The organism is Streptomyces mayonensis (assembly GCF_018982965.1).
Lineage (GTDB): Bacteria > Actinomycetota > Actinomycetes > Streptomycetales > Streptomycetaceae > Streptomyces > Streptomyces mayonensis.
Genome location: NZ_JACBYP010000112.1, coordinates 1 through 19183 on the forward strand (window position 1 = coordinate 1; position 19183 = coordinate 19183).

The following is a 19183-nucleotide window of genomic DNA, read 5'->3' on the forward strand; positions in this document are numbered from 1 at the left end:
GCCCCACGACCGAGCCCCCCGCCCCTCCCACGCCCGTCCCGTCGGCGGCGGACGGCGACGACACGGGAGCCTGCACCGACGGCAACTGCGAGATCGCGGTGACCAAGCCCGTGACGATCCACTTTCCGTCAGCGGACGGCGGCCGGGCAATGCTGTCGGTGACCGAGGTCGGCCCGAACAAGATCGAGTACGAGGTGAAGTCGGCCAACGGCCAGTCCAACGCCGGCGCGTCGGGCCCGGGCCAGGGCTGCCTCACGTACCTCCGCGAGAACGGCAGCGGCAACTCCTGCGGCCGTCTCGACACCACCCGCCCGACTGCCCGGCCCGACACGGTGACGATCCAGGCAACGACGACCACGACGGGCACGGGTCTCCTCCACATCGTGTCACCGTGACGCACAGACGCCTGACGCGTCAGTCGCCGATGAGGGACCGCAGCACCGGTACGCTGCCGCCGGCGCTCACCAGCCCGGCGAGAACCGCCCCCGCGGCCGGGCTGCCGCCGAGCCGGGCCAGGCCGCCGACGACGAGTCCGAGGACGACGGCGGTGAGCAGTACCAGCGCGGTGTGCAGGCTCAGGAACGGGCTCGGGGTTCCGGGCGCCGGGGCGGGACGGGGTTCGGAAGAAGGCACTGAACTCTCCTGGTGATCGCTGCTGTGTCGTCGCTCCTTGCATTCGTAGGTCGCGTCGGCTCGGAACCCCCACGCGCAACTTCCGTACCCGACCCTTTCGAGATTTCGGCCGGACTCCCGTGGGGTGATCCCGAGGCGCGCACCTACTACCGCACGTACGACCCCGCCCCGAAGGGAGGACGATGCAGGGGGAAGGCACCAGGGACGCCGCGGACGCCAGCGATGTCAGGGACATCAGGAATATCAGGGACAACAAGAGTAATAGGGGCAGCAGGGATACCGGCGATGCCGGGGACGCCCCGACCGCCAGAGACAGTGGGGACTCCAAGGACAGCGAGGAGCGCCGCGCTGCCGACGAGCAACTGCTCAAGTACCTGGCCAGAACCGGTTTCGAGGGGCGGGAGTACGACCGTTTCCAGCACGAACTCGCGTGCTACGCCCTGTCCGTCCTGGGCGCGTGGCTGTACTCCGGCTACGTCTTCCACCTCGTCGCCCGCCACAAGGGCTTCGACGTCCAGCCCACCGAGGCGGAGCGGCAGGAGTTGCGCCGCAGCAGCGACCTGCGGGAGGAACTGGCAGGCCTGACCGTGGCCCGCGCACTGCCCCGGTTCAGGCAGACCGCGCTGATCGAGGGAGGCTGGACCTATGCCGGCGGAGCCGGCCTCACCAGCTATTTCATGGGCGCCTGTCTCGGGGCATTTCCGAACGAGTTCCGAAGATACCGGGCCGGCGAGGAACGATACCGGCGTGCCGTGACCCGCCAGCAGACGCTGCAGTTCCCGGACCCGTCCGCGCCCAGCGCGGAGCAGGAGGCGCTGGGCACCCTCTGGGTCCAGGACCTCCTCGCGGACATTCCCGACCCGCGCACCCGGACGGCGGTGACCGCGCTGGCCGTGGCCGGCTACACGCACGCGGAGATCCAGGAGCTGCTCGACGCCCCCTCCCCCCGGGTGGTCGAGGGAATCCTGTACCGGTGGCGCAGCAAGATGAGACGCAGTGAGGGGGAGTGGCGCCATGGATGAGAACGGGACCTTCGAAGAACTCCTCGGGCAGTCCTCCCTGGGCACGCGCGGAGCCCGCCTGCTGCGACGGCGTTCGCCTGCTGCCCCTGCCCCTGCCCCTGCCCCTGCCCCTGCCCCTGCGGCGGTGGAACGCACCGCGGCCGCAGAGCCTCGCACCGAGCGCCGGGAGCGGACCGGTGGTGCCCCGCCGCGCCGCGAGCGGCAACACGGCACGTCCGACCGCGGTACGGGAACCCCGCGTACCGCCGTCCTGACGGACGAAGGCCCGGCAGCTCTCCCGAGCCCCCCCTCCGCGCCCGCCTCCTCCCTCGCGGAGTTGTGGCGGTCGTACAAGGCGACGGGGGACGAGCGGCTGCGTGAGCAGCTGATCCTGCACTACTCGCCCCTGGTGAAGTACGTGGCGGGACGGGTGAGCGTCGGGCTGCCGTCCAATGTGGAGCAGGCCGACTTCGTCTCCTCGGGGGTCTTCGGGCTGATCGATGCGATCGAGAAGTTCGACGTGGACCGTGAGATCAAGTTCGAGACGTACGCGATCACCCGGATCCGGGGGGCGATGATCGACGAGTTGCGGGCGCTGGACTGGATCCCGCGGTCGGTGCGGCAGAAGGCGCGGAACGTGGAGCGGGCCTACGCCACGCTGGAGGCGCGCTTGCACCGCACGCCTTCGGAGGGGGAAGTGGCGGGGGAGCTGGGGATCCCGGTGGAGGATCTCCACGCGGTCTTCAGCCAGTTGTCGCTGGCGAACGTGGTGGCTCTGGAGGAGCTGCTGCACGCGGGCGGTGAGGGCGGTGACCGGCTGAGCCTGATGGACACGCTGGAGGACACGGCCGCCGACGATCCGGTGGAGGTCGCCGAGGGCCGGGAGCTGCGGCGGCTGCTGGCCCGGGCGATCAACACGCTGCCGGAGCGTGAGAAGACGGTCGTCACGCTGTACTACTACGAGGGCCTCACTCTCGCCGAGATCGGCCGCGTGATCGGGGCGACGGAGAACGCGGTCCGCCGGCTCCACACGAAGTCGGTCCTGCAACTCCGAGCCAAGCTGGCGGACTTCGGACGTTGACGCTCCCGGCAGGGGCGCTGCCCGCACCGTTCCTACGACAGCGGCCGGGCGCCGCGCAGGAACTGGTCGACGGCGTTGTCCACGAGCCCGTCGAGCAGGTCCGGTGTGACGACGCCGCCGTTGATGATCGAGGCGATGCCCTGGAGGGTCGCGAACAGGACGATCCCGATCCGCTCAGACGGACCGTCCTGCAACGCTCCCTGCCGCTGCCCCTGGACGATCAGCTCGTTCATCAGCCCGAACGGCGCTTCGGCCGCCTTGGCGATCCGCGTGGCGCCCGGCCGGTGCTTGCTGGTGTACATGAGCTCCAGCAGCGCGGCGTTCTCGGTGGCGAAGCGGATGTAGGCCGTCACGGCCGCCCGCATGCGGGCCGCGAAGTCGTCGTCCGTGTCCGCCAACGCGGCGCGCAGCGCGTCGTCCAGCCGGCCGAACCCCTCCTCCGCCAGCGCGTCGAGCAGCGCCTGGCGGTCCGCGAAGTGCCGACGGGGCGCGGCGTGACTGACGCCGACCTCCCTGGCCAGATCGCGCAGGGACAGCTGATCGGCCCCGTGCTCCCGCAGGGCACGCCCGGCCGCGTCGAGCAGTGCGGCCCGGAGGTTCCCGTGGTGGAAGGGCCGCTCTTCGCTCATGCCTGGCATGCCGGCCACGATATCAGCCTGTTGTCATTGGCAACATAGGTGACAACACCTACTCCACCTCGACCTCCACCTGCACCCCCACCCGTACCCCCCACCCGGCCATCGCCCCGGCCTCCGCCTCCAGCACGTGCCGCGAACGCAGCCGAGGCAGCCCGAGCCTTCCGGGCCGCATGGTGCGCACGGCGATGACGGTGAACCGCCGGTCGACGTAGGCCACGTCGATGGGCATGCGCATCCGAAAGGTGTGCACGCTGTTGGCAGGAGTCAAAAGCATCGCCCCGTCGACCGCGCCGCGCCCCAACAGCCCCGTCGTGCGGGCCCGATAAGACCCGGCGATCTCCAAGGGCACGCGAACCCGGTCGAGTCCTTCCCCCACCACCAACGTCCCCGCCCCGTCCCGCCAACGCCGCCGGCGTCCCATTCGGTGCCCCTCCTTGCTGTTGTCCAGCTGTTACTTGTCGAAAAGCTGCACGTACGACTGGCGCGCGCCGGTTGGTGACAGTAGCGGGACACTCTCACTCTGGTGTCCCCAACGCCCGGTGGATAGCGTTGCTTCGCTGAAGAGAAGCCTCGTCCCACCCAGGAGCCGACAGTGAATCGCCGCCGCCCCACCCTCCTCGCAGCGCTCGCACTGACCGCCGCTGCGGCCCTGACGCTGTCCGCGTGCGGGAGCGACGACGACAGCTCCGGCGACAACGACAAGATCGCGGGGGCGGAAACAGGCAGCGAGCCGTCGGCGTCACCGAGCGAGTCTGCTCCGGCCGATGCGGACCGACCGAAGATCGAGTTGCCGACCGATGTGACGTACAAGTTCGAGTGGGCCAAGACTGGCGATCCAGTCAAGGACGCAGTACTGCACGACGCTGAACAGCGCATCAGGGCGGTGGACATGGCCATCGCCGAGCAGAATTCGCTTCACGATGCCTACCGCTTCTACTCCGAAGGCGAAGCAGCTGCTGGGAGCGAGAAGTATATTCAGGACTTCGTTGACCACAAGGCTCGCACAACGGGGTTGACTCGCTACTACGGGGAGAGTGTGAGCGTCAAGGGCGACGGCACTGCCTCACTTGTGTATTGCGAAGACCAAAGCAAGTCGTTCAACAAGTTCCTCGACACGGGAAAAACTGACGTGACGGGAGTTACGAAAGACAGCTACGTCATCTACGCGGGGACCCTGCGAAAGAACAGTAAGGGTGTCTGGGTGACGGAGCGACTTAATTCTGAGCGGGGGAGCTCAAAGTGCCAGCCGTGAACCGGAGCAAGTTCCTGGTTGTATCTGTGAGCGTAGCTGCATTGGTCTGCTGTGCTGTTGGTCCTGCCCACGCGGAGAAGGGCTTCGGCGGTGGAACGGACGGGCAGACAGAACAGCACGCTGACACAGGCGATGACGGGTCCGTATCTGTAACCGTCGGCGGAGTGGTCTTCGATCGTTCCAAGAACGGCAGCGGCGGCTCGGCGGGTGCGGTGACGTCAACGACGTCATGGTCGCCGCCAGCCTGCTGGTACGCCCCGAAGTACACGCCGAAGGAACTTCAGGAAACTCTGGAACCGATCTGGGAGGCCGAGTCCACCGGGTACGAGTGGGACGCCGAGCAGCGGGAGAAGTACAACGCCAAGGACGAGGAGAAGGGGTTCAATAAGGACAAGACCGGAAAAGGATTCTGGTGGGATTCGTACGTCGACAAGAGCTATCCGCCGGGCTGGGACGAGTGCGACAAGGGCCCCTTCTGGGTGGACACGGGTGACGCCCCGCCCGCGGACATCGAGAACGCTGTGACCCCTGAAGTCCTGGCCGAACTCGCCTACGCGGAGATCCGGGTCCCCGGTACCGAGGTGACGCTGGCGCCGGCGGAGGCGACCAAGGTCAACCTCCCGACCTGGGCGTGGCTCGATGGCGCCGAATTCAAGCCGGTGTCGGTCACCGCGTCCGTGGAGGCGATCGGTATCGAGGCGACGGCCACGGCGGAGCCGGTCTCGCTGCAGATGAAGCCGGGCACTCCGGATGCCGAGACCTATCCCGCCTCGGGCGTCTGCGAGATCGTGGACGGTCGTATCGGTGCGCCGTACGAGAAGGGCAAGGCGGACGACGCACCTCCGTGCGGGGTGAAGTATCTGCGATCGTCGGGAGGCGGGACGTTCCCGCTCCAGGCGACGGTCACCTGGCAGATCCACTGGACGGGCACTGGCGGAGCGGGCGGTGACCTTCCTGACGGCTCGTTCGGCGCCACCCAGGACGTCGTCGTCCAGGAGATCCAGGCCGTCAACCGCTGACTGGGTCCGCCAGGGCCGGAGCCCCCGTAATCGTGTTGTCCGGTGGAGTGGGGCGGAGGTAGGAAGGCTGCATGACTGGACTCGGTGCCGTTTTCCGTCCTCAGGTTGCCCCCGAGCGGCTGCGTGCCGTGGCTCGTGCCGCCGACGAGGTGGGGCTCGAGGAGTTGTGGCTGTGGGAGGACTGCTTCCGCGAGGGCGGATCTCCGCGGCCGCCGCCGCGCTCGCGTGGACCGAGCGGGCGCGGGTCGGAGTCGGGCTGTTGCCCGTGCCGTTGCGTAACGTGGCCGTCACCGCCATGGAGGCCGCCACCCTGCACCGGATGTTCCCGGGCCGTGCCGTCCTCGGCGTGGGACACGGCGTGCAGGACTGGATGGGGCAGGTCGGGGCGCGGGTCGAGTCGCCCGTCACCCTTCTGCGGGAGCATCTGCTCGCGCTGCGGGCCCTGCTCTCCGGCAAACGCGTGACGACCGAGGGACGTTACGTCCGGCTCGACGACGTCGCGCTCGACTGGCCGCCGGAGCAGGCCGTCGAGGTGCTCGCCGGCGCCACCGGGCCCCGCTCGCTGCGGCTGGCCGGTGAGGCCGCCGACGGCACCGTGCTCACCGCGTCCACTCCGCCCGACGGGGTACGACGGGCCCGGCGGCTCATCGACGAGGGGCGTGCCGCGGCCGGGCGGACCGGAGGGCACCGGGTGGTCGTGTATCTGCTCGCCGCCACCGGGGCCGACGCCGCCGAGCGGCTCCGGGCCGAACTGATCGCCGAGGGGGACGAGGCGGTGCCAGGACTCGGTGTCGCCGGCGACGCGGCTGCCGTCGCCGCTGCCGTGGAACGGCTCGCCGAGGCCGGGGCCGACACCGTGATCCTCCAGCCGACCGGGGACGAGCCCGACCCGGAGGGGTTCGTCCGGTTCGCCGGCGAGCAGGTCCGGCCGTTGGTGGCGTAGACGGGGACTTCCCTTCTTTCTCCTTCCCTCTACTTCTGCCCTCTTCCTCTATCTCCTTCTTCTTCGGCCTTTTCTCTGACCTGCTGTCGAACGGAGCCTGCTCCCATGGCGCCCCCGCCCCACCACCCTCGCCCCCGTACCTTCGACGAACTCGTGGCCGAAGGTGCCTCCGTGCCCACCGAGGGGTGGGACTTCTCCTGGTTCGAGGGGCGGGCCACCGAGGCGCGGCCCTCCTGGGGGTACGCCCGGTCCATGGCCAGGCGACTGGCCCGGGCATCGGCCGTGCTGGACGTGCAGACCGGGGGAGGGGAGGTGCTGGACTTCGCCCTCGGAGCCGCCGGCTCCCGCCGGCCCCCGCTCGTCGTGGCCACCGAGGGATGGGCGCCCAACGTCGCCAAGGCCACCCGGCTGCTGTGCCCGGGGGGTGTGCCGGTGGTCGCCTCGCCCGACGACGCCCCGTTTCCGTTCGCCGACGGAGCCTTCGACCTGGTCGTGAGCCGGCATCCCGTCAAGCCGCACTGGAGCGAGATCGCCCGGGTGCTCGCGCCCGGCGGTACGTACTTCGCCCAGCACGTGGGACCCGCCACCGTCTTCGAACTCGTCGAGTACTTCCTCGGGCCGTTGCCCGAGGAGAGCCGGCGGCACCGGCAGCCCGAGCGCGAACGGGAGGACGCCGAGGCGGCGGGGCTGGAGGTCGTCGACCTGCGGGCGGAACGGCTGCGGATGGAGTTCTTCGACATCGGTGCCGTCGTCCACTTCCTGCGCAAGGTCGTGTGGATGGTGCCCGGCTTCACCGCCGACGCGTACCGGGACCGGCTGCGCGACCTGCACGAGCGCATCGAGGCCGACGGTCCTTTCGTCGCCCACAGCACCCGTCACCTCTTCGACGTGCGCAAAGGGTGAGTGCCGCCCAGCGCGGCGGCCGCTTCGCGGTGCGGTCCTCGTCGGTGATTGTTATCGATCGTTGTCCTGGGACGGTTCCTCATCCATGACTCGGTCACGTAAGTTCTGATGCAGGTAATTCGCGCAAGCAAAGCTGCGCGTGTGGCACCGCGCAGTGGAGGGGGCTGCGCGGTGCCGGTCGCCGGGCCGGACGAGCCCGGCGGTCAAGCGGGCGTACGCCGGGCGCGTCATCCGGTTGGGGGAACGGCGCGCCGGGCGGCCCGGCGGGACGTGCGGCCGGCCGCAGCCCGTTCGTCACCTCTTTCCCGACCGGACCCCCGTGTCAGGCCGGGCCAGCCCCGTGGTCGTTCGGTTGTCGCCGGGTGGATGCGGAGAGTAGTGGTGGCACGCCGATGCGCGCAGCATCACTTACGAAGGGTTATGGTGGAAACCCCCCCTCGGGCCGGTCCGTATCCCCCCCCCACGGACCGGCCCGTTTTCTGTCGGCCACGGGCCGGCTCGTTTTCTCTGTCGGCCACGGACCGGCGCGTTCTCTCCGTCGGCCTCGCACGGTCACCGCGGTCACCGCGCTGCTGTCCGCCGCCCCTGCCGGGACCTCCGTAACGAGGTGTTCACCGGTGTGTCGTCGTGTGCGATGGCATGGCGGCGCTTGTTCGAGGGCATAACGCAAGCAGGTCGATGCCCGAACCACGGGTGTCGTATCTCAGCGGACGGCACGGAGCCGTCCGCCCGGGAGGCCCTTTGCACCAGCCCCACCGTGCGGTCACGGCACGGAAGACGCGGCGGAGGGCCGGTCCGCGGCCCTCGCCAGTGCAGGGCGGCCGTCGACCGGCCGGCTCATTACCGCCCTTCCGGTCCAGCGTCCACTCCGTCGCTCCCCAACCTCATCCGAGGGGGTACGTCCTTCCGTGGTGACCAGCACAAAGCGCCGCAAGCCCGACAGGCGCACCTACGTTCTCGACACCAGCGTCCTGCTGGCCGACCCGAACGCCCTGAACCGCTTCGACGAGCACGAGGTCGTGCTCCCGATCGTCGTGGTGACGGAGCTGGAGGCCAAGCGGCACCATCCCGAGCTCGGCTACTTCGCCCGGCAGGCCCTGCGCCTGCTCGACGAGTTCCGGGTCCGGCACGGTCGCCTCGACGCCCCCATCCCGATCGGAGGCCTGGGCGGCACCGTCCGCGTCGAGCTCAACCACTCGGACCCCAGCGTGCTGCCCACCGGCTACCGCCTGGGGGACAACGACTCCCGCATCCTCGCGGTCGCCCGCAACCTGCAGGCGGAGGGGTTCGACGTCACCGTCGTCTCGAAGGACCTCCCGCTCAGGATCAAGGCGTCCTCCGTCGGACTCCTAGCCGAGGAGTACCGCGCGGAGCTGGCCATCACGGACGCCTCCGGCTGGACCGGAATGTCCGAACTCACCCTGCCGGGCGAGCAGGTGGACGTGCTCTTCGAGGAGGGCCGGGTCTACGTCCCCGAGGCCGCCGACCTGCCCGTGCACACCGGGCTCACCATCCAGTCGGAGCGCGGCAAGGCGCTCGGCCGGGTCACGCCCGACGGCAACGTCCGGGTGGTGCGCGGCGACCGGGAGGCGTTCGGCATCAAGGGGCGCAGCGCCGAGCAGCGGATCGCGCTCGACCTGCTCCTCGACCCGGACGTCGGCATCGTGTCGATGGGCGGCCGGGCCGGCACCGGCAAGTCGGCGCTGGCGCTGTGCGCCGGTCTGGAGGCGGTCCTGGAGCGCCGTCAGCACCAGAAGGTGATGGTCTTCCGTCCGCTGTACGCGGTGGGAGGGCAGGAACTGGGCTATCTGCCGGGTTCCGAGGCCGAGAAGATGAGCCCCTGGGCGCAGGCGGTCTTCGACACGCTGTCGGCGGTCACCAGCCGCGAGGTCATCGAGGAGGTGACCGCGCGCGGGATGCTCGAGGTGCTGCCGCTCACCCACATCAGGGGACGCTCGCTGCACGACGCGTTCGTGATCGTGGACGAGGCCCAGTCGCTGGAGCGGAACGTCCTGCTGACCGTCCTGTCCCGGATCGGCGCCAACTCGCGCGTGGTCCTGACCCACGACGTGGCGCAGCGGGACAACCTGAGGGTGGGGCGGTACGACGGTGTCGTCGCCGTCGTCGAGAAGCTGAAGGGGCATCCGCTCTTCGCGCACGTCACCCTGACCCGCTCCGAGCGGTCCCAGATCGCGGCGCTCGTGACCGAAATGCTGGAGGACGGGCACCTCTGACGTATCCGGGACGTCCCAGACGTATGTGACGCGGTTTCGTACCGTCCGGCCATCCGTCCGGCCGACCGACTGTCCGACCGACCGTCCGGCCCTCTGAACGGCGCCGTCCGGAAAGGCCAAGAGCCTAGCCGGGCGGCGCCGCGGCGTGTGCAGGTTTCCGGGAATCCCCTGGGCCAAACGAGATGTGAGCTTTCACACGCAACACAGAATTGCCTCACCCCGCCGGGGTGCGGCAGAGTCTCATTCCTGTCAGGCCCCGCATACGACACAGCTGTGCCCCCAGCGGTACAGGACCACAGCAGTACCAGTGTCAACTCCATAGTCGAGTCGTATGCCGCCCGAGCACCACGCGACGTCTCCCGGAGGGGAGTTGTCCACCGGGCCCGCGCCTCCCGTGACCCGTAGTTGGAGGAGGCCAGCGCCAGGGGCACGATTGCGTCCGCGAGGGTCACCGAAGCGGGCGATGCTGGAAGGAAACCGTGTGAGCCGGATCTCGGTCCGGGGATTCGCAGTGGCCTCGGCCACGGCGGTCACCGCAGTCGGAAGCGTCGTCGGCGTTGCCTCGGGCAGCACCGCGCAGGACAGCGACGCGGAGGCGACGGCAGCAGGCACGACGCTGCTCGCGGACATCCCCATGGGCGAGCAGGCGCAGGTGCAGACCGCGTCCCTGACGCAGCAGGCCGACGTACAGGCCATCGCCGCGGACGCGAGCGCCAAGAAGGACGCCGAGGAGTCGGCGCGCAAGGCCGCCGCGAAGTCCGCGATCGCCAAGAAGGAGGCCGCCGAGAAGGAGGCCAAGGCGAAGAAGGATGCCGAGGAGCGGAAGAAGGCCGAAGAGGCCTCCAGCCGCAGCGAGAACCGCGACCCCGCCGACGTCGACATCCAGGTCCAGAGCTCGTACACCGTGGCCGAAGTGAAGGCCATCGCGCAGCAGATCGTGCCGAGCGGGCAGTTCCAGTGCTTCAGCAACATCGTGGACCACGAGTCCACCTGGAACTACCAGGCGGTCAACCCCACCTCGGGCGCCTACGGACTCGTCCAGGCGCTGCCCGCCGGCAAGATGGCGTCCGCCGGCGCCGACTGGAAGACCAACCCGGCCACCCAGATCAAGTGGGGGGTCAACTACATGAACGAGCGCTACGGCAGCCCGTGCGACGCCTGGGCGTACTGGCAGGCGAACGGCAGCTACTGAGGCGACCGTTCCGGCCCCGGTGCCGGACCGCTTCGCACCGGCCGCGGTACCGGGCCCGTACCGCGGTCGCGGCGCTCGGTTCTCAACCCCGCACAGCCCCTCCCCGTCCTAGGGGGAGGGGCTGCTGCCATGTAGCGTCTGACGGAACGACTCCAGGGGGGAGTGGTGGGGACGGACGGGGGAAGAGGACGGATCATGTCGCGAGTGCCAGGGTGGCTCGGTCGGCTCGGCGCCGGACTGACCCAGATGAGTGAGCGGTTGGACCAACGCCGTGCGGAGGCCGGACGCGACGACGACGCCGACCACCCGGCGGAGTCCGGCGACCACCTGACACCGTCCCCGGAGGAAGCGGCGCACGAGTACGCCGTCACGCACCACGCGGCCCTGGTCCGCGAGCGCCCCGACCCGGCGCAGGCCGTGCCCTGGGGTGTACGGGTCGCCGCCGAGGCCGGCTGGCGGCTGCTGGTGCTCGCGGGAACCGTGTGGGTGCTGATGCGGGTCATCAGCGCCGTCCAACTGGTGGTGCTGGCGTTCGTCGCCGCGCTGCTGATCACCGCTCTGCTCCAGCCGGCCGTGGCCTGGCTGCGGCGGCACGGCGTACCGCGCGGTCCCGCCACCGCCCTGACCGCGATCCTCGGGTTCGTGATCATGGGCCTGATCGGATGGTTCGTCACCTGGCAGGTGATGGAGAACATCGACAACCTCTCCGACCAGGTGCAGGACGGCATCGACGAACTGCGCAACTGGCTGCTGAACAGCCCGTTCCACGTCACCGACAAACAGATCAACGAGATCGCCAAGAACCTGCGCGACGCGGTGGGCGCCAACACCGACCAGATCACGTCGGCGGGGCTCGAGGGCGTCACGGTCGTCGTCGAGGCACTCACCGGCATCCTGCTGGCCGCCTTCTCGACGCTCTTCCTGCTCTACGACGGCAAGCGCATCTGGCAGTGGACGCTGAAGCTGGTGCCGGCGGCGGCCCGGCCGGGAGTGGCCGGTGCCGGTCCGCGCGCGTGGCGGACGCTGACGGCGTACGTGCGCGGCACGGTCGTCGTGGCGTTGATCGACGCCATCTTCATCGGCCTCGGCATCTACTTCCTGGACGTGCCGATGGCCGTCCCGCTGGCCGTGTTCATCTTCCTGTTCGCCTTCATCCCGCTCGTCGGCGCGGTCGTGTCCGGCGCGCTCGCGGTCGTCGTGGCGCTGGTGACGCAGGGCATGTTCGCGGCGGTCATGACGCTCGTCGTGGTCCTTGCGGTGCAGCAGATCGAGGGCCACATCCTGCAGCCCTTCATCCTGGGGCGCGCGGTGCGGGTCCATCCGCTGGCGGTGGTGCTGTCGGTGGCCGCCGGCGGCATGGTGGCCGGCATCGGCGGCGCCGTGGTCGCCGTACCGCTGGTGGCGGTGACGAACACGGTCGTGGGCTATCTGCGGGCCTACTCCCGCGAGGCCGCCCTGCGGCAGACGCCGAAGCCGCACGGCGCCACGTCGACCGACGCCTCCCCGGCGGTCGATCCACCGCCACGGCCCCCGGAGGCCGGTACGCCGCCGGACACCTCACCGGCGTAGCGACGCGAACGGCCCCCGCTCACCGAGAGGTGGGCGGGGGCCCGTGCCGTGTGCGCCGTGCGCCGTGTGCGCCGCCGCGGGGCTACTCGGCGGTCAGGACCGCCTCGGCGTCCAGCGTGACGCCGACGGCCTCGACGACGGCGGCGATCTTGAAGGCCTCCTGGATCGTCTCCCGGTCCACACCGGCCTTGCGGAGCACCTGCTCGTGCGAGTCCAGGCACATGCCGCAGCCGTTGATGGCGGACACCGCGAAGGACCACAGCTCGAAGTCGGCCTTGTCGACGCCCGGGTTGCCGATGACGTTCATCCGCAGACCGGCGCGCAGGGTGCCGTACTCGTGGTCCGACAGCAGGTGCCGGGTGCGGTAGAAGACGTTGTTCATCGCCATGACGGCGGCGGCCGACTTGGCGGCCGAGTACGCCTCCGGCGACAGGTTCGCCTTCGCCTCCGGCTCCAGCTCGCGCAGCACGATGGGGGAGCGCGAGGCGATGGCGGTCGCCAGCACGGTGCCCCACAGCTGCTGCGCCGGGAGGTCGGAGTTGCCGATGACCGAACCCAGGTTGAGCTTCAGGTCCTTGGCGTAGTCCGGTATGGCGGACTTCAGGGTGTCGAGAGCCATGTCAGATCACTCCCCCGACAGCAGCGCGACGGGGTCGAGGGTCTCGTCGCCCTTGCTCCAGTTGCACGGGCAGAGCTCGTCGGTCTGCAGGGCGTCGAGGACCCGCAGGACCTCCTTCGGGTTACGGCCGACGGAGCCGGCGGTGACCATCGTGAACTGGATCTCGTTGTTCTGGTCCACGATGAAGACCGCACGCTGAGCGAAGCCGTCCTCGCCCTCGATGCCGAGGTCGCGCATCAGCTCGCGCTTCGAGTCGGCCATCATCGGGAAGGGCAGGTCCGTCAGGTCCGGGTGGTCCTTGCGCCAGGCGTGGTGGACGAACTCGGAGTCGCCGGAGAAGCCGAGGACCTGGGCGTCACGGTCGGCGAACTCGTCGTTCAGCTTGCCGAAGGCGGCGATCTCGGTCGGGCACACGAAGGTGAAGTCCTTGGGCCATGCGAAGACGACCTTCCACTGACCCTCGTAGGTCTTGTGGTTGATCTGCTGGAACTCCTTGCCCTTCTCCAGCGAGACGCAGGCGGTCAGATCGAACTCGGGGAACTTGTCACCGACAGTGAGCACGCGCTCTCCAATAGTGCAGCGAAGAAACACCCATTTTGCGAGTGTTTCCCATGGGTTGGACGTTGTTGATGTTGGCACAGGGTGCATTGATTAGTGAAATAGCTACACTCGGTCGAGTTGATCGGAGGTGGCTATTAGTGTCCGGCAAGAAGAGGCAGCCCAGCCTCGCTCAGCTGCGGGCTTTCGACGCGGTCGCCGAGCACCTGCACTTCCGGGACGCCGCCGCCGCGATCGGCATGAGCCAACCGGCGCTCTCCGGCGCCGTTTCCGCGCTGGAGGAGGCACTGGGTGTCACGCTCCTCGAGCGTACGACGCGCAAGGTGCTGCTCTCGCCCGCCGGCGCACGGCTCGCGGTGCGGACCAAGGCGGTACTCGCGGAGGTCGGCGCGCTCCTGGAGGAGGCGGAGGCGGTACGGGCGCCCTTCACCGGTGCGCTGCGGCTCGGCGTCATCCCGACCGTGGCGCCGTACCTGCTGCCGACGGTGCTGCGGCTCGTCCACGACCGCTACCCCGACCTGGACCTCCAGGTCCACGAGGAGCAGACCGCGAGCCTGTTGGAGGGGCTGACGACCGGCCGCCTCGACCTGCTGCTGCTCGCGGTTCCCCTCGGTGTGCCCGGCGTCACCGAACTTCCCCTCTTCGACGAGGACTTCGTGCTGGTCACGCCGCTCGATCACCCGCTCGGCGGGCGCGAGGGGGTCGAGCGCTCGGTGCTGCGCGAGCTGAAGCTGCTGCTGCTCGACGAGGGCCACTGCCTGCGTGACCAGGCCCTCGACATCTGCCGGGAGGCGGGCCGCGCGGGTGTCCCGGCGACGACCACTGCGGCCGGTCTGTCGACGCTGGTGCAACTGGTGGCCGGCGGCCTCGGGGTGACACTGCTGCCGCGCACCGCCGTCCGCGTGGAGACCTCCCGCTCCAGCCGGCTCCGCACCGCGTCCTTCGCCGACCCGGCCCCCACCCGGCGTATCGCCCTCGCCATGCGCACGGGCGCGGCCCGCTCCGCGGAGTACGGGCAACTGGCGGCGGCCCTGCGGGAGGCGATGCGGGGACTGCCGGTACGGACGGTCCACGAGCGGGACGTGACAGGCCCGGTGCCGGCGCGGGGCGGGACTCCCGACACGGCGGCACCGGACCCACCCCCGCCCCGGTCACCGTCCACCTCGCGTTCCCCCGCCTGAACGCCTGAGCGCCTGAGCGTACGAACGTGTGAAGACATGAGCGCCCGAGCGCCTGGACGCCGCCCGCCCCTCACGGGCGGACGGCGTCCAGCTGGAGGGGCAGAGCGATCCGCCCCCTGTCGCAACCTGCGCAGCTACTCCGTGCGCAGCCCCTCCGGCCGCATCAGCCGCACCAGCGGCGGCAGGCTGCACAGCGTCACCACCAGGACGACCGCGGCGCCGATGCCGGTCATGGACAGGACGCCGGTCCAGTCGACGACGACCGGGGTGTTCGACATCTTCAGCAGCACCGTGCCCAGGGTCAGCCCCACCGCCGAGGCCAGCAGCAGGCCCAGCATGATGGGAATCGCCGTCTGCCACAGGACCGACAGGCTCAACGTGCGCCGCCGGGTGCCGAAGGCGACCAGGGCGGAGAGCAACTTCTTCCGCTCGCGCAGCTGTTCCAGCTGGGAGACCAGCAGACTGGCCCCGATCAGCGCCAGCACGCACGTGGCCCCGACGAACAGTCCGGTGCGGATGGCGTCGTACCGGTCGGCCCGCTCCGTCTCCGCCCACGTCATGGTGTCCACCAGCGGGCCGATGTCCGCCGCGGTGTTCCGCACGTGGTCCTGCACGTCCGGCGTCGACTGGTCCAGCTTCAGGTAGGCGCGTCCGTCCAGGGCGGGCGCGAACGCGTCCGGCATGGCCTTCGGTGTCATCAGGAAACCGCCCTGGTCCATGTCCTCGTCCACCAGACCGGGACGCGGCTTCGCCGCCTTCAGGTCCTGGGGCACTGTCCAGGGGATCTCCAGGCTCTTGGGCTCGCCCACGTCCGACGGGTCCATGTACAGCTTGCGCCCCGGCTCGGCCATTTTGCCGTCGTCGAGCGACGGGTCCCACTGGGACCCGTGGACGGCGAACACGTCACCGTCGCGGCAGGAGGGCAGGTTGGCCAGCTCCCGCAGCGTGGCGCAGTCGCCCACCGTCAGCTGCGTGTTCCACTCCGCGTCCTTGGCGCTGTCGCCCAGGTAGCCCTCGGAGATGGCGTAGACCGCCCGCACCCCCTCGGTGTCGCGGAACTTCTGGGCGGAGGTCTCCACCGACGTGCCCTCCGGCAGTGTCACCTCCATCTGCGCCCGCGAGACGTCCTGCCCGGTGGACCTGGTGTAGTACGCGTCCACGCCGGAGAACAGCATCTGCATCGCGATCGCCCCGGCCACGGCCACCGCGATGCCGTTGACCATGCTGGCGGCCGTACCGCTGCTCAGCTGCAGCCTGCGCACGGCCAGTTGCCAGGACACGCCGCCGGAGCCGAGCCGGCCGACCACGGTCTCGACGATCCACGGCAGCAGCGCGGTCACACCGAACAGGAGCAGCACGACGCCGCCCGTCACCAGGTACTGGTTGAAGTCGCCGTTCTCGCGCCCGTTGCCGACCATCGGGAAGAGCATCGCCAGTCCGGCCAGCGGCAGCAGCAGCCGCCACCACAGCCGGCGCCTGCGCGGCCGGCCCGCACGCACCACGCCGAGCGGTTCGATGACCACCCCGCGCAGCGCGAACAGCGTCACCAGCACGGCCGCCGCCGGTACCGCCACCGCCACCAGCAGGGCCAGCAGCGGGGAGGGGTTGAGGTAACTCGGGAACACGCTGATGTGGAAGACCTCGGTCGTGCCCGCGAACTGCCGTCCGACCATGAAGAACCCGGCGCCGAAGACGAGTCCCAGTACCGCGCCCGCCAGGGCCTCGCCGGCGGCGATCCGCCGGGTCATGCTGCTGTCGGAACCCACCAGCCGCAGCGCGGCGAGCCGCCGGTCCCGCTGCTCGCCGCCGAACCTCACGGCCGTGGCGATGAAGATGGCGACCGGCATCAGCAGGACGACGAAGACGACGAGGATCAGCAGGAGCAGCACCGGGTCGGACTGCTCGGACGTCGGCTCCGGATCTCCGAACCGGTCGATCCGTTCGATGGTGCCCGACTGGATGTGCGGCGCGAGTCCTTCGGCGCCCTGGTAGAACGCGAGTTCGGCCGAGCCGATCAGCCCGCTCTCCGAGATCGTGCCGACGATCCGGTCCGACAGCCGCTCGCGCAGGAGCGCGCCGGAGTCCGACTCCAGCAGCTCCTTCAGCGCGGGCGAGACCACCATCTCGCCCTTCGCGGGGAACTTGTCCACGCCCGGCGGCAGCGGCGCCCGCGGCCCCTCGGGTTCGAGTGCCCGGCCCCGGACACTGTCCTCGCGGAAGTTCGAGTCGACCTTGGCGATCACGAGGGTGTCGTTCGCCTTCGGCACCTCTTCGCCGGAGAACGTGACGTCGGAACGCGCCGCCTCCCGGTCGTGCCGGACGGTCAGCGCATTGGGGAGCGCCGTCGTCAGCAGCAGCAGGGCCACGCCGAGGCCGACACCGACGGCCGTCAGCACGGCCCGGGTCCAGCCCTCGCGGCCACCGGTGAAGGCGAAGCGGACGCCCAGCATCAGGTCCGCGGCCCACTGACGCACGTTCATACGGCCCGCTCCATGTCCCGGGACTTGCCGTCCCGCACGACGATCTCGCGGTCGGAGTAGGCGGCCACCCGGGCCTCGTGCGTGACCAGCACGACCGCGGCGTTGGTGGAGCGCGCGGCCTCGGTGAGGAGTTCCATCACGCGCTCGCCGTTGAGGGAGTCCAGCGCGCCGGTCGGCTCGTCGGCGAAGAGCACGCGGGGGCTGGTGACCAGCGAGCGCGCCACCGCGACCCGCTGGCCCTGGCCGCCGGAGACCTCGCCGGGCCGCTTCTTCCTGAGGTCACCGACCTCCAGCCGCTCCATCCAGGACAGCGCCGTCCGCTCGGCCGCCTTGCGGGGAGTGCCGTTCAGGCGCAGGGGGAGGGCGACGTTCTCGACGCAGGTCAGCTCGGGAACGAGCTGGCCGAACTGGAAGACGAACCCGAATTCCGAGCGGCGCAGGGCGCTGCGCTGGGCGTCGGACATGGCGGAGAGCTCGTGCCCGTTGTAGGTGATCGTCCCGGAGTCGGGCGTGACGATGCCGGCGAGGCAGTGCAGCAGCGTCGACTTGCCGGACCCGGAGGGGCCCATGACGGCGACGACCTCGCCGGGGTGGATGGAGAACTCGGCGCCGTCGAGGGCGAGGGTGGGACCGTAGGCCTTGCGGAGCTGCTCGGCCGAGAGCAGGGAACCTGCGGGAGGAGTCATCGGGCTACCGCCTCACGGAGCTTGTCGAGGCGCGCGGCGGTGAGTTCCAGCCAGCGCAGGTCGGCCTCGAGGTGGAAGAGTGCGTGGTCACAGATGAGCTGGTCGGCGAGGTCGCCCTTGCGCTTGCGGTCGGTGAGGATGCGCATGCTGCGCAGGTGCTCCGAACGCTGGGTGTCGAGGACCTCGGTGGCGTCCCGGCGGGTGAGCAGCGCGAGGACGACCTTCGTGTACAGCGTCGACTGGAGGTACGGCTCGGGCTTCTCCGGCGTGCCGAGCCACCGCTGTACGTCGGTGATCCCGTCGTCGGTGATCGCGTACCGCTTGCGCTCGGGACCGCCCCCCGTCTCGACGCCGTCGACGACCACGAGACCGTTCTTCAGCAGTCGGGACATCGTCGAGTAGACCTGGCCGTAGTGGAGCGGCCGGTCGTGACCGAACTTCTCGTCGAAGGCGCGCTTGAGGTCGTAACCGTGGCGCGGCCCGGACTCCAGGAGCCCCAGGAGTGTGTGACCGATGGACATGCGGAGCACTCTACACACGGTGTATACGCACGGTGTATACGCCCTGTGCAGAGTTCGTGGCCGCGTGTGTGAGGAGGGCGCGGTGCCGCAGGTCGGAGCCGTTTGTCACGGTCGTGCTACGAGGAGGACGGCACTCGCGAGCGGCCCCGTCGCCCGCCCCGTTGCCCCCCTGCCGGCTCGTTGCCGGACTCCCGTCGGGTCCCCTGCCGGCCTCCCTGTCGGGCCGTGCCGGCCGGGAGGCCCAGCTCCGCGGTGGGCGCCGGTCACGGCCCGGGTGCGACCGCGGAGCCGGCGCCTGCAGAGCCGGCCTGACGGAGCCGGCCTGCGGGGCCGGACCTGCGGGGCCGGACCTGCGGGGCCGGACCTGCGGGGCCGGTTACGGAGGTGGTGCGACCCCGTTGCCGCCGCCCCTGGGCGGACGGCCCCGGCGCGGCAGCGGGCCGGCGTCACCGGGCAGGCGGCCCGCGTCCGCCAGTGCCCGGCGCAGCAGGAACTCGATCTGGGCGTTGGCCGACCGCAGCTCGTCGCCCGCCCAGCGGGCCAGGGCCTCGTACACCTGGGGGTCCAGCCGCAGCAGCACCTGCTTGCGCTGCTGCGGCGACCGGCGCTTCGGAGCCGGAGCCCCGGGAGCCGCAGGGCTCCCGGACGGCGAGGAGTCCTCGGAGGCTGCGGG

Annotated in this window: 19 protein-coding genes and 1 pseudogene; 11 read left to right on the plus strand and 9 right to left on the minus strand. The window is 70.3% G+C overall.

Annotated elements, in window-relative coordinates; genetic code table 11:
* Nucleotides 1-395, plus strand: a 395-nt coding sequence (locus HZS56_RS30340; protein WP_216724015.1) for a hypothetical protein, incomplete at its 5' end; no start/stop codon positions are given.
* Between the two features lie 19 nt (nucleotides 396-414).
* Here HZS56_RS30340 and HZS56_RS30345 read toward each other — a convergent pair.
* Nucleotides 415-633 carry a hypothetical protein gene (locus tag HZS56_RS30345; RefSeq protein WP_216724016.1) on the minus strand — a complete coding sequence of 73 codons (219 nt, stop codon included), beginning with the start codon at nucleotides 631-633 and terminating at the stop codon, nucleotides 415-417.
* 182 nt (nucleotides 634-815) lie between these two features.
* Here HZS56_RS30345 and HZS56_RS30350 point away from each other — a divergent pair, with 182 nt between their 5' ends.
* Both HZS56_RS30350 and whiG read left to right on the plus strand, forming a co-directional pair.
* The gene (locus HZS56_RS30350; protein WP_216724017.1) at nucleotides 816-1655 is read left to right on the plus strand and encodes an RNA polymerase sigma factor; all 840 of its coding nucleotides are present in this window, start codon (nucleotides 816-818) and stop codon (nucleotides 1653-1655) included.
* Nucleotides 1656-1905: 250 nt separating this feature from the next.
* The gene (whiG, locus tag HZS56_RS30355) at nucleotides 1906-2715 is read left to right on the plus strand and encodes an RNA polymerase sigma factor WhiG (RefSeq protein WP_216724037.1); all 810 of its coding nucleotides are present in this window, start codon (nucleotides 1906-1908) and stop codon (nucleotides 2713-2715) included.
* A gap of 32 nt (nucleotides 2716-2747) precedes the next feature.
* Here whiG and HZS56_RS30360 read toward each other — a convergent pair whose 3' ends face one another.
* Both HZS56_RS30360 and HZS56_RS30365 read right to left on the minus strand, forming a co-directional pair.
* The gene (locus HZS56_RS30360; protein ID WP_216724018.1) at nucleotides 2748-3353 is read right to left on the minus strand and encodes a TetR/AcrR family transcriptional regulator; all 606 of its coding nucleotides are present in this window, start codon (nucleotides 3351-3353) and stop codon (nucleotides 2748-2750) included.
* Between the two features lie 49 nt (nucleotides 3354-3402).
* A complete protein-coding gene (locus tag HZS56_RS30365) occupies nucleotides 3403-3774 on the minus strand; it encodes a DUF192 domain-containing protein (protein ID WP_216724019.1) in 372 nt (123 codons plus the stop codon).
* A gap of 171 nt (nucleotides 3775-3945) precedes the next feature.
* Here HZS56_RS30365 and HZS56_RS30370 point away from each other — a divergent pair, with 171 nt between their 5' ends.
* The 7 genes and pseudogenes from HZS56_RS30370 to HZS56_RS30400 all read left to right on the plus strand — a co-directional run bounded on the left by HZS56_RS30370 (nucleotide 3946) and on the right by HZS56_RS30400 (nucleotide 12465).
* On the plus strand, nucleotides 3946-4605 hold the full coding sequence (locus HZS56_RS30370) for a hypothetical protein (RefSeq protein WP_216724020.1): 660 nt from the start codon (nucleotides 3946-3948) through the stop codon (nucleotides 4603-4605).
* A complete protein-coding gene (locus HZS56_RS30375; protein WP_216724021.1) occupies nucleotides 4593-5624 on the plus strand; it encodes a hypothetical protein in 1032 nt (343 codons plus the stop codon). The genes HZS56_RS30370 and HZS56_RS30375 overlap by 13 nt, the downstream gene beginning before the upstream one ends.
* Nucleotides 5625-5695: 71 nt before the next feature.
* Nucleotides 5696-6567: pseudogene (locus tag HZS56_RS30380) on the plus strand (LLM class flavin-dependent oxidoreductase).
* A gap of 105 nt (nucleotides 6568-6672) precedes the next feature.
* Nucleotides 6673-7470: a class I SAM-dependent methyltransferase gene (locus HZS56_RS30385; RefSeq protein ID WP_216724022.1), complete on the plus strand. Its 798-nt coding sequence runs from the start codon at nucleotides 6673-6675 to the stop codon at nucleotides 7468-7470.
* Between the two features lie 908 nt (nucleotides 7471-8378).
* A complete protein-coding gene (gene phoH2 / locus HZS56_RS30390; RefSeq protein WP_216724023.1) occupies nucleotides 8379-9704 on the plus strand; it encodes an RNA 5'-3' helicase PhoH2 in 1326 nt (441 codons plus the stop codon).
* Between the two features lie 481 nt (nucleotides 9705-10185).
* The gene (locus tag HZS56_RS30395) at nucleotides 10186-10896 is read left to right on the plus strand and encodes an aggregation-promoting factor C-terminal-like domain-containing protein (protein WP_308408194.1); all 711 of its coding nucleotides are present in this window, start codon (nucleotides 10186-10188) and stop codon (nucleotides 10894-10896) included.
* A gap of 195 nt (nucleotides 10897-11091) precedes the next feature.
* Nucleotides 11092-12465 carry an AI-2E family transporter gene (locus HZS56_RS30400; protein ID WP_216724025.1) on the plus strand — a complete coding sequence of 458 codons (1374 nt, stop codon included), beginning with the start codon at nucleotides 11092-11094 and terminating at the stop codon, nucleotides 12463-12465.
* Between the two features lie 82 nt (nucleotides 12466-12547).
* On the opposite strand, the gene HZS56_RS30405 is transcribed toward HZS56_RS30400, so the two are convergent.
* A complete protein-coding gene (locus tag HZS56_RS30405) occupies nucleotides 12548-13084 on the minus strand; it encodes an alkyl hydroperoxide reductase (RefSeq protein WP_216724026.1) in 537 nt (178 codons plus the stop codon).
* 6 nt (nucleotides 13085-13090) lie between these two features.
* Nucleotides 13091-13645 carry a peroxiredoxin gene (locus HZS56_RS30410; protein ID WP_216724027.1) on the minus strand — a complete coding sequence of 185 codons (555 nt, stop codon included), beginning with the start codon at nucleotides 13643-13645 and terminating at the stop codon, nucleotides 13091-13093.
* Between the two features lie 137 nt (nucleotides 13646-13782).
* Between HZS56_RS30410 and HZS56_RS30415 the strand changes: the two genes are divergently transcribed.
* The gene (locus HZS56_RS30415) at nucleotides 13783-14823 is read left to right on the plus strand and encodes a LysR substrate-binding domain-containing protein (protein WP_308408195.1); all 1041 of its coding nucleotides are present in this window, start codon (nucleotides 13783-13785) and stop codon (nucleotides 14821-14823) included.
* A gap of 134 nt (nucleotides 14824-14957) precedes the next feature.
* On the opposite strand, the gene HZS56_RS30420 is transcribed toward HZS56_RS30415, so the two are convergent.
* From HZS56_RS30420 to HZS56_RS38550, 4 genes are all read right to left on the minus strand, one after another.
* A complete protein-coding gene (locus HZS56_RS30420; RefSeq protein WP_216724028.1) occupies nucleotides 14958-17303 on the minus strand; it encodes an ABC transporter permease in 2346 nt (781 codons plus the stop codon).
* Complete coding sequence (locus tag HZS56_RS30425; protein WP_216724029.1) at nucleotides 17300-17989, minus strand: ABC transporter ATP-binding protein; 690 nt, start codon at nucleotides 17987-17989, stop codon at nucleotides 17300-17302. The genes HZS56_RS30420 and HZS56_RS30425 overlap by 4 nt, the downstream gene beginning before the upstream one ends.
* Entirely contained in the window at nucleotides 17986-18510 is a 525-nt protein-coding gene (locus tag HZS56_RS30430) for a PadR family transcriptional regulator (RefSeq protein ID WP_216724030.1), read from the minus strand. The genes HZS56_RS30425 and HZS56_RS30430 overlap by 4 nt, the downstream gene beginning before the upstream one ends.
* Before the next feature lie 376 nt (nucleotides 18511-18886).
* Nucleotides 18887-19090 (minus strand): type II toxin-antitoxin system antitoxin, encoded by a 204-nt coding sequence (locus HZS56_RS38550; protein ID WP_308408196.1) that lies wholly within the window; start codon nucleotides 19088-19090, stop codon nucleotides 18887-18889.
* Between the last annotated feature and the right edge of the window lie 93 nt (nucleotides 19091-19183).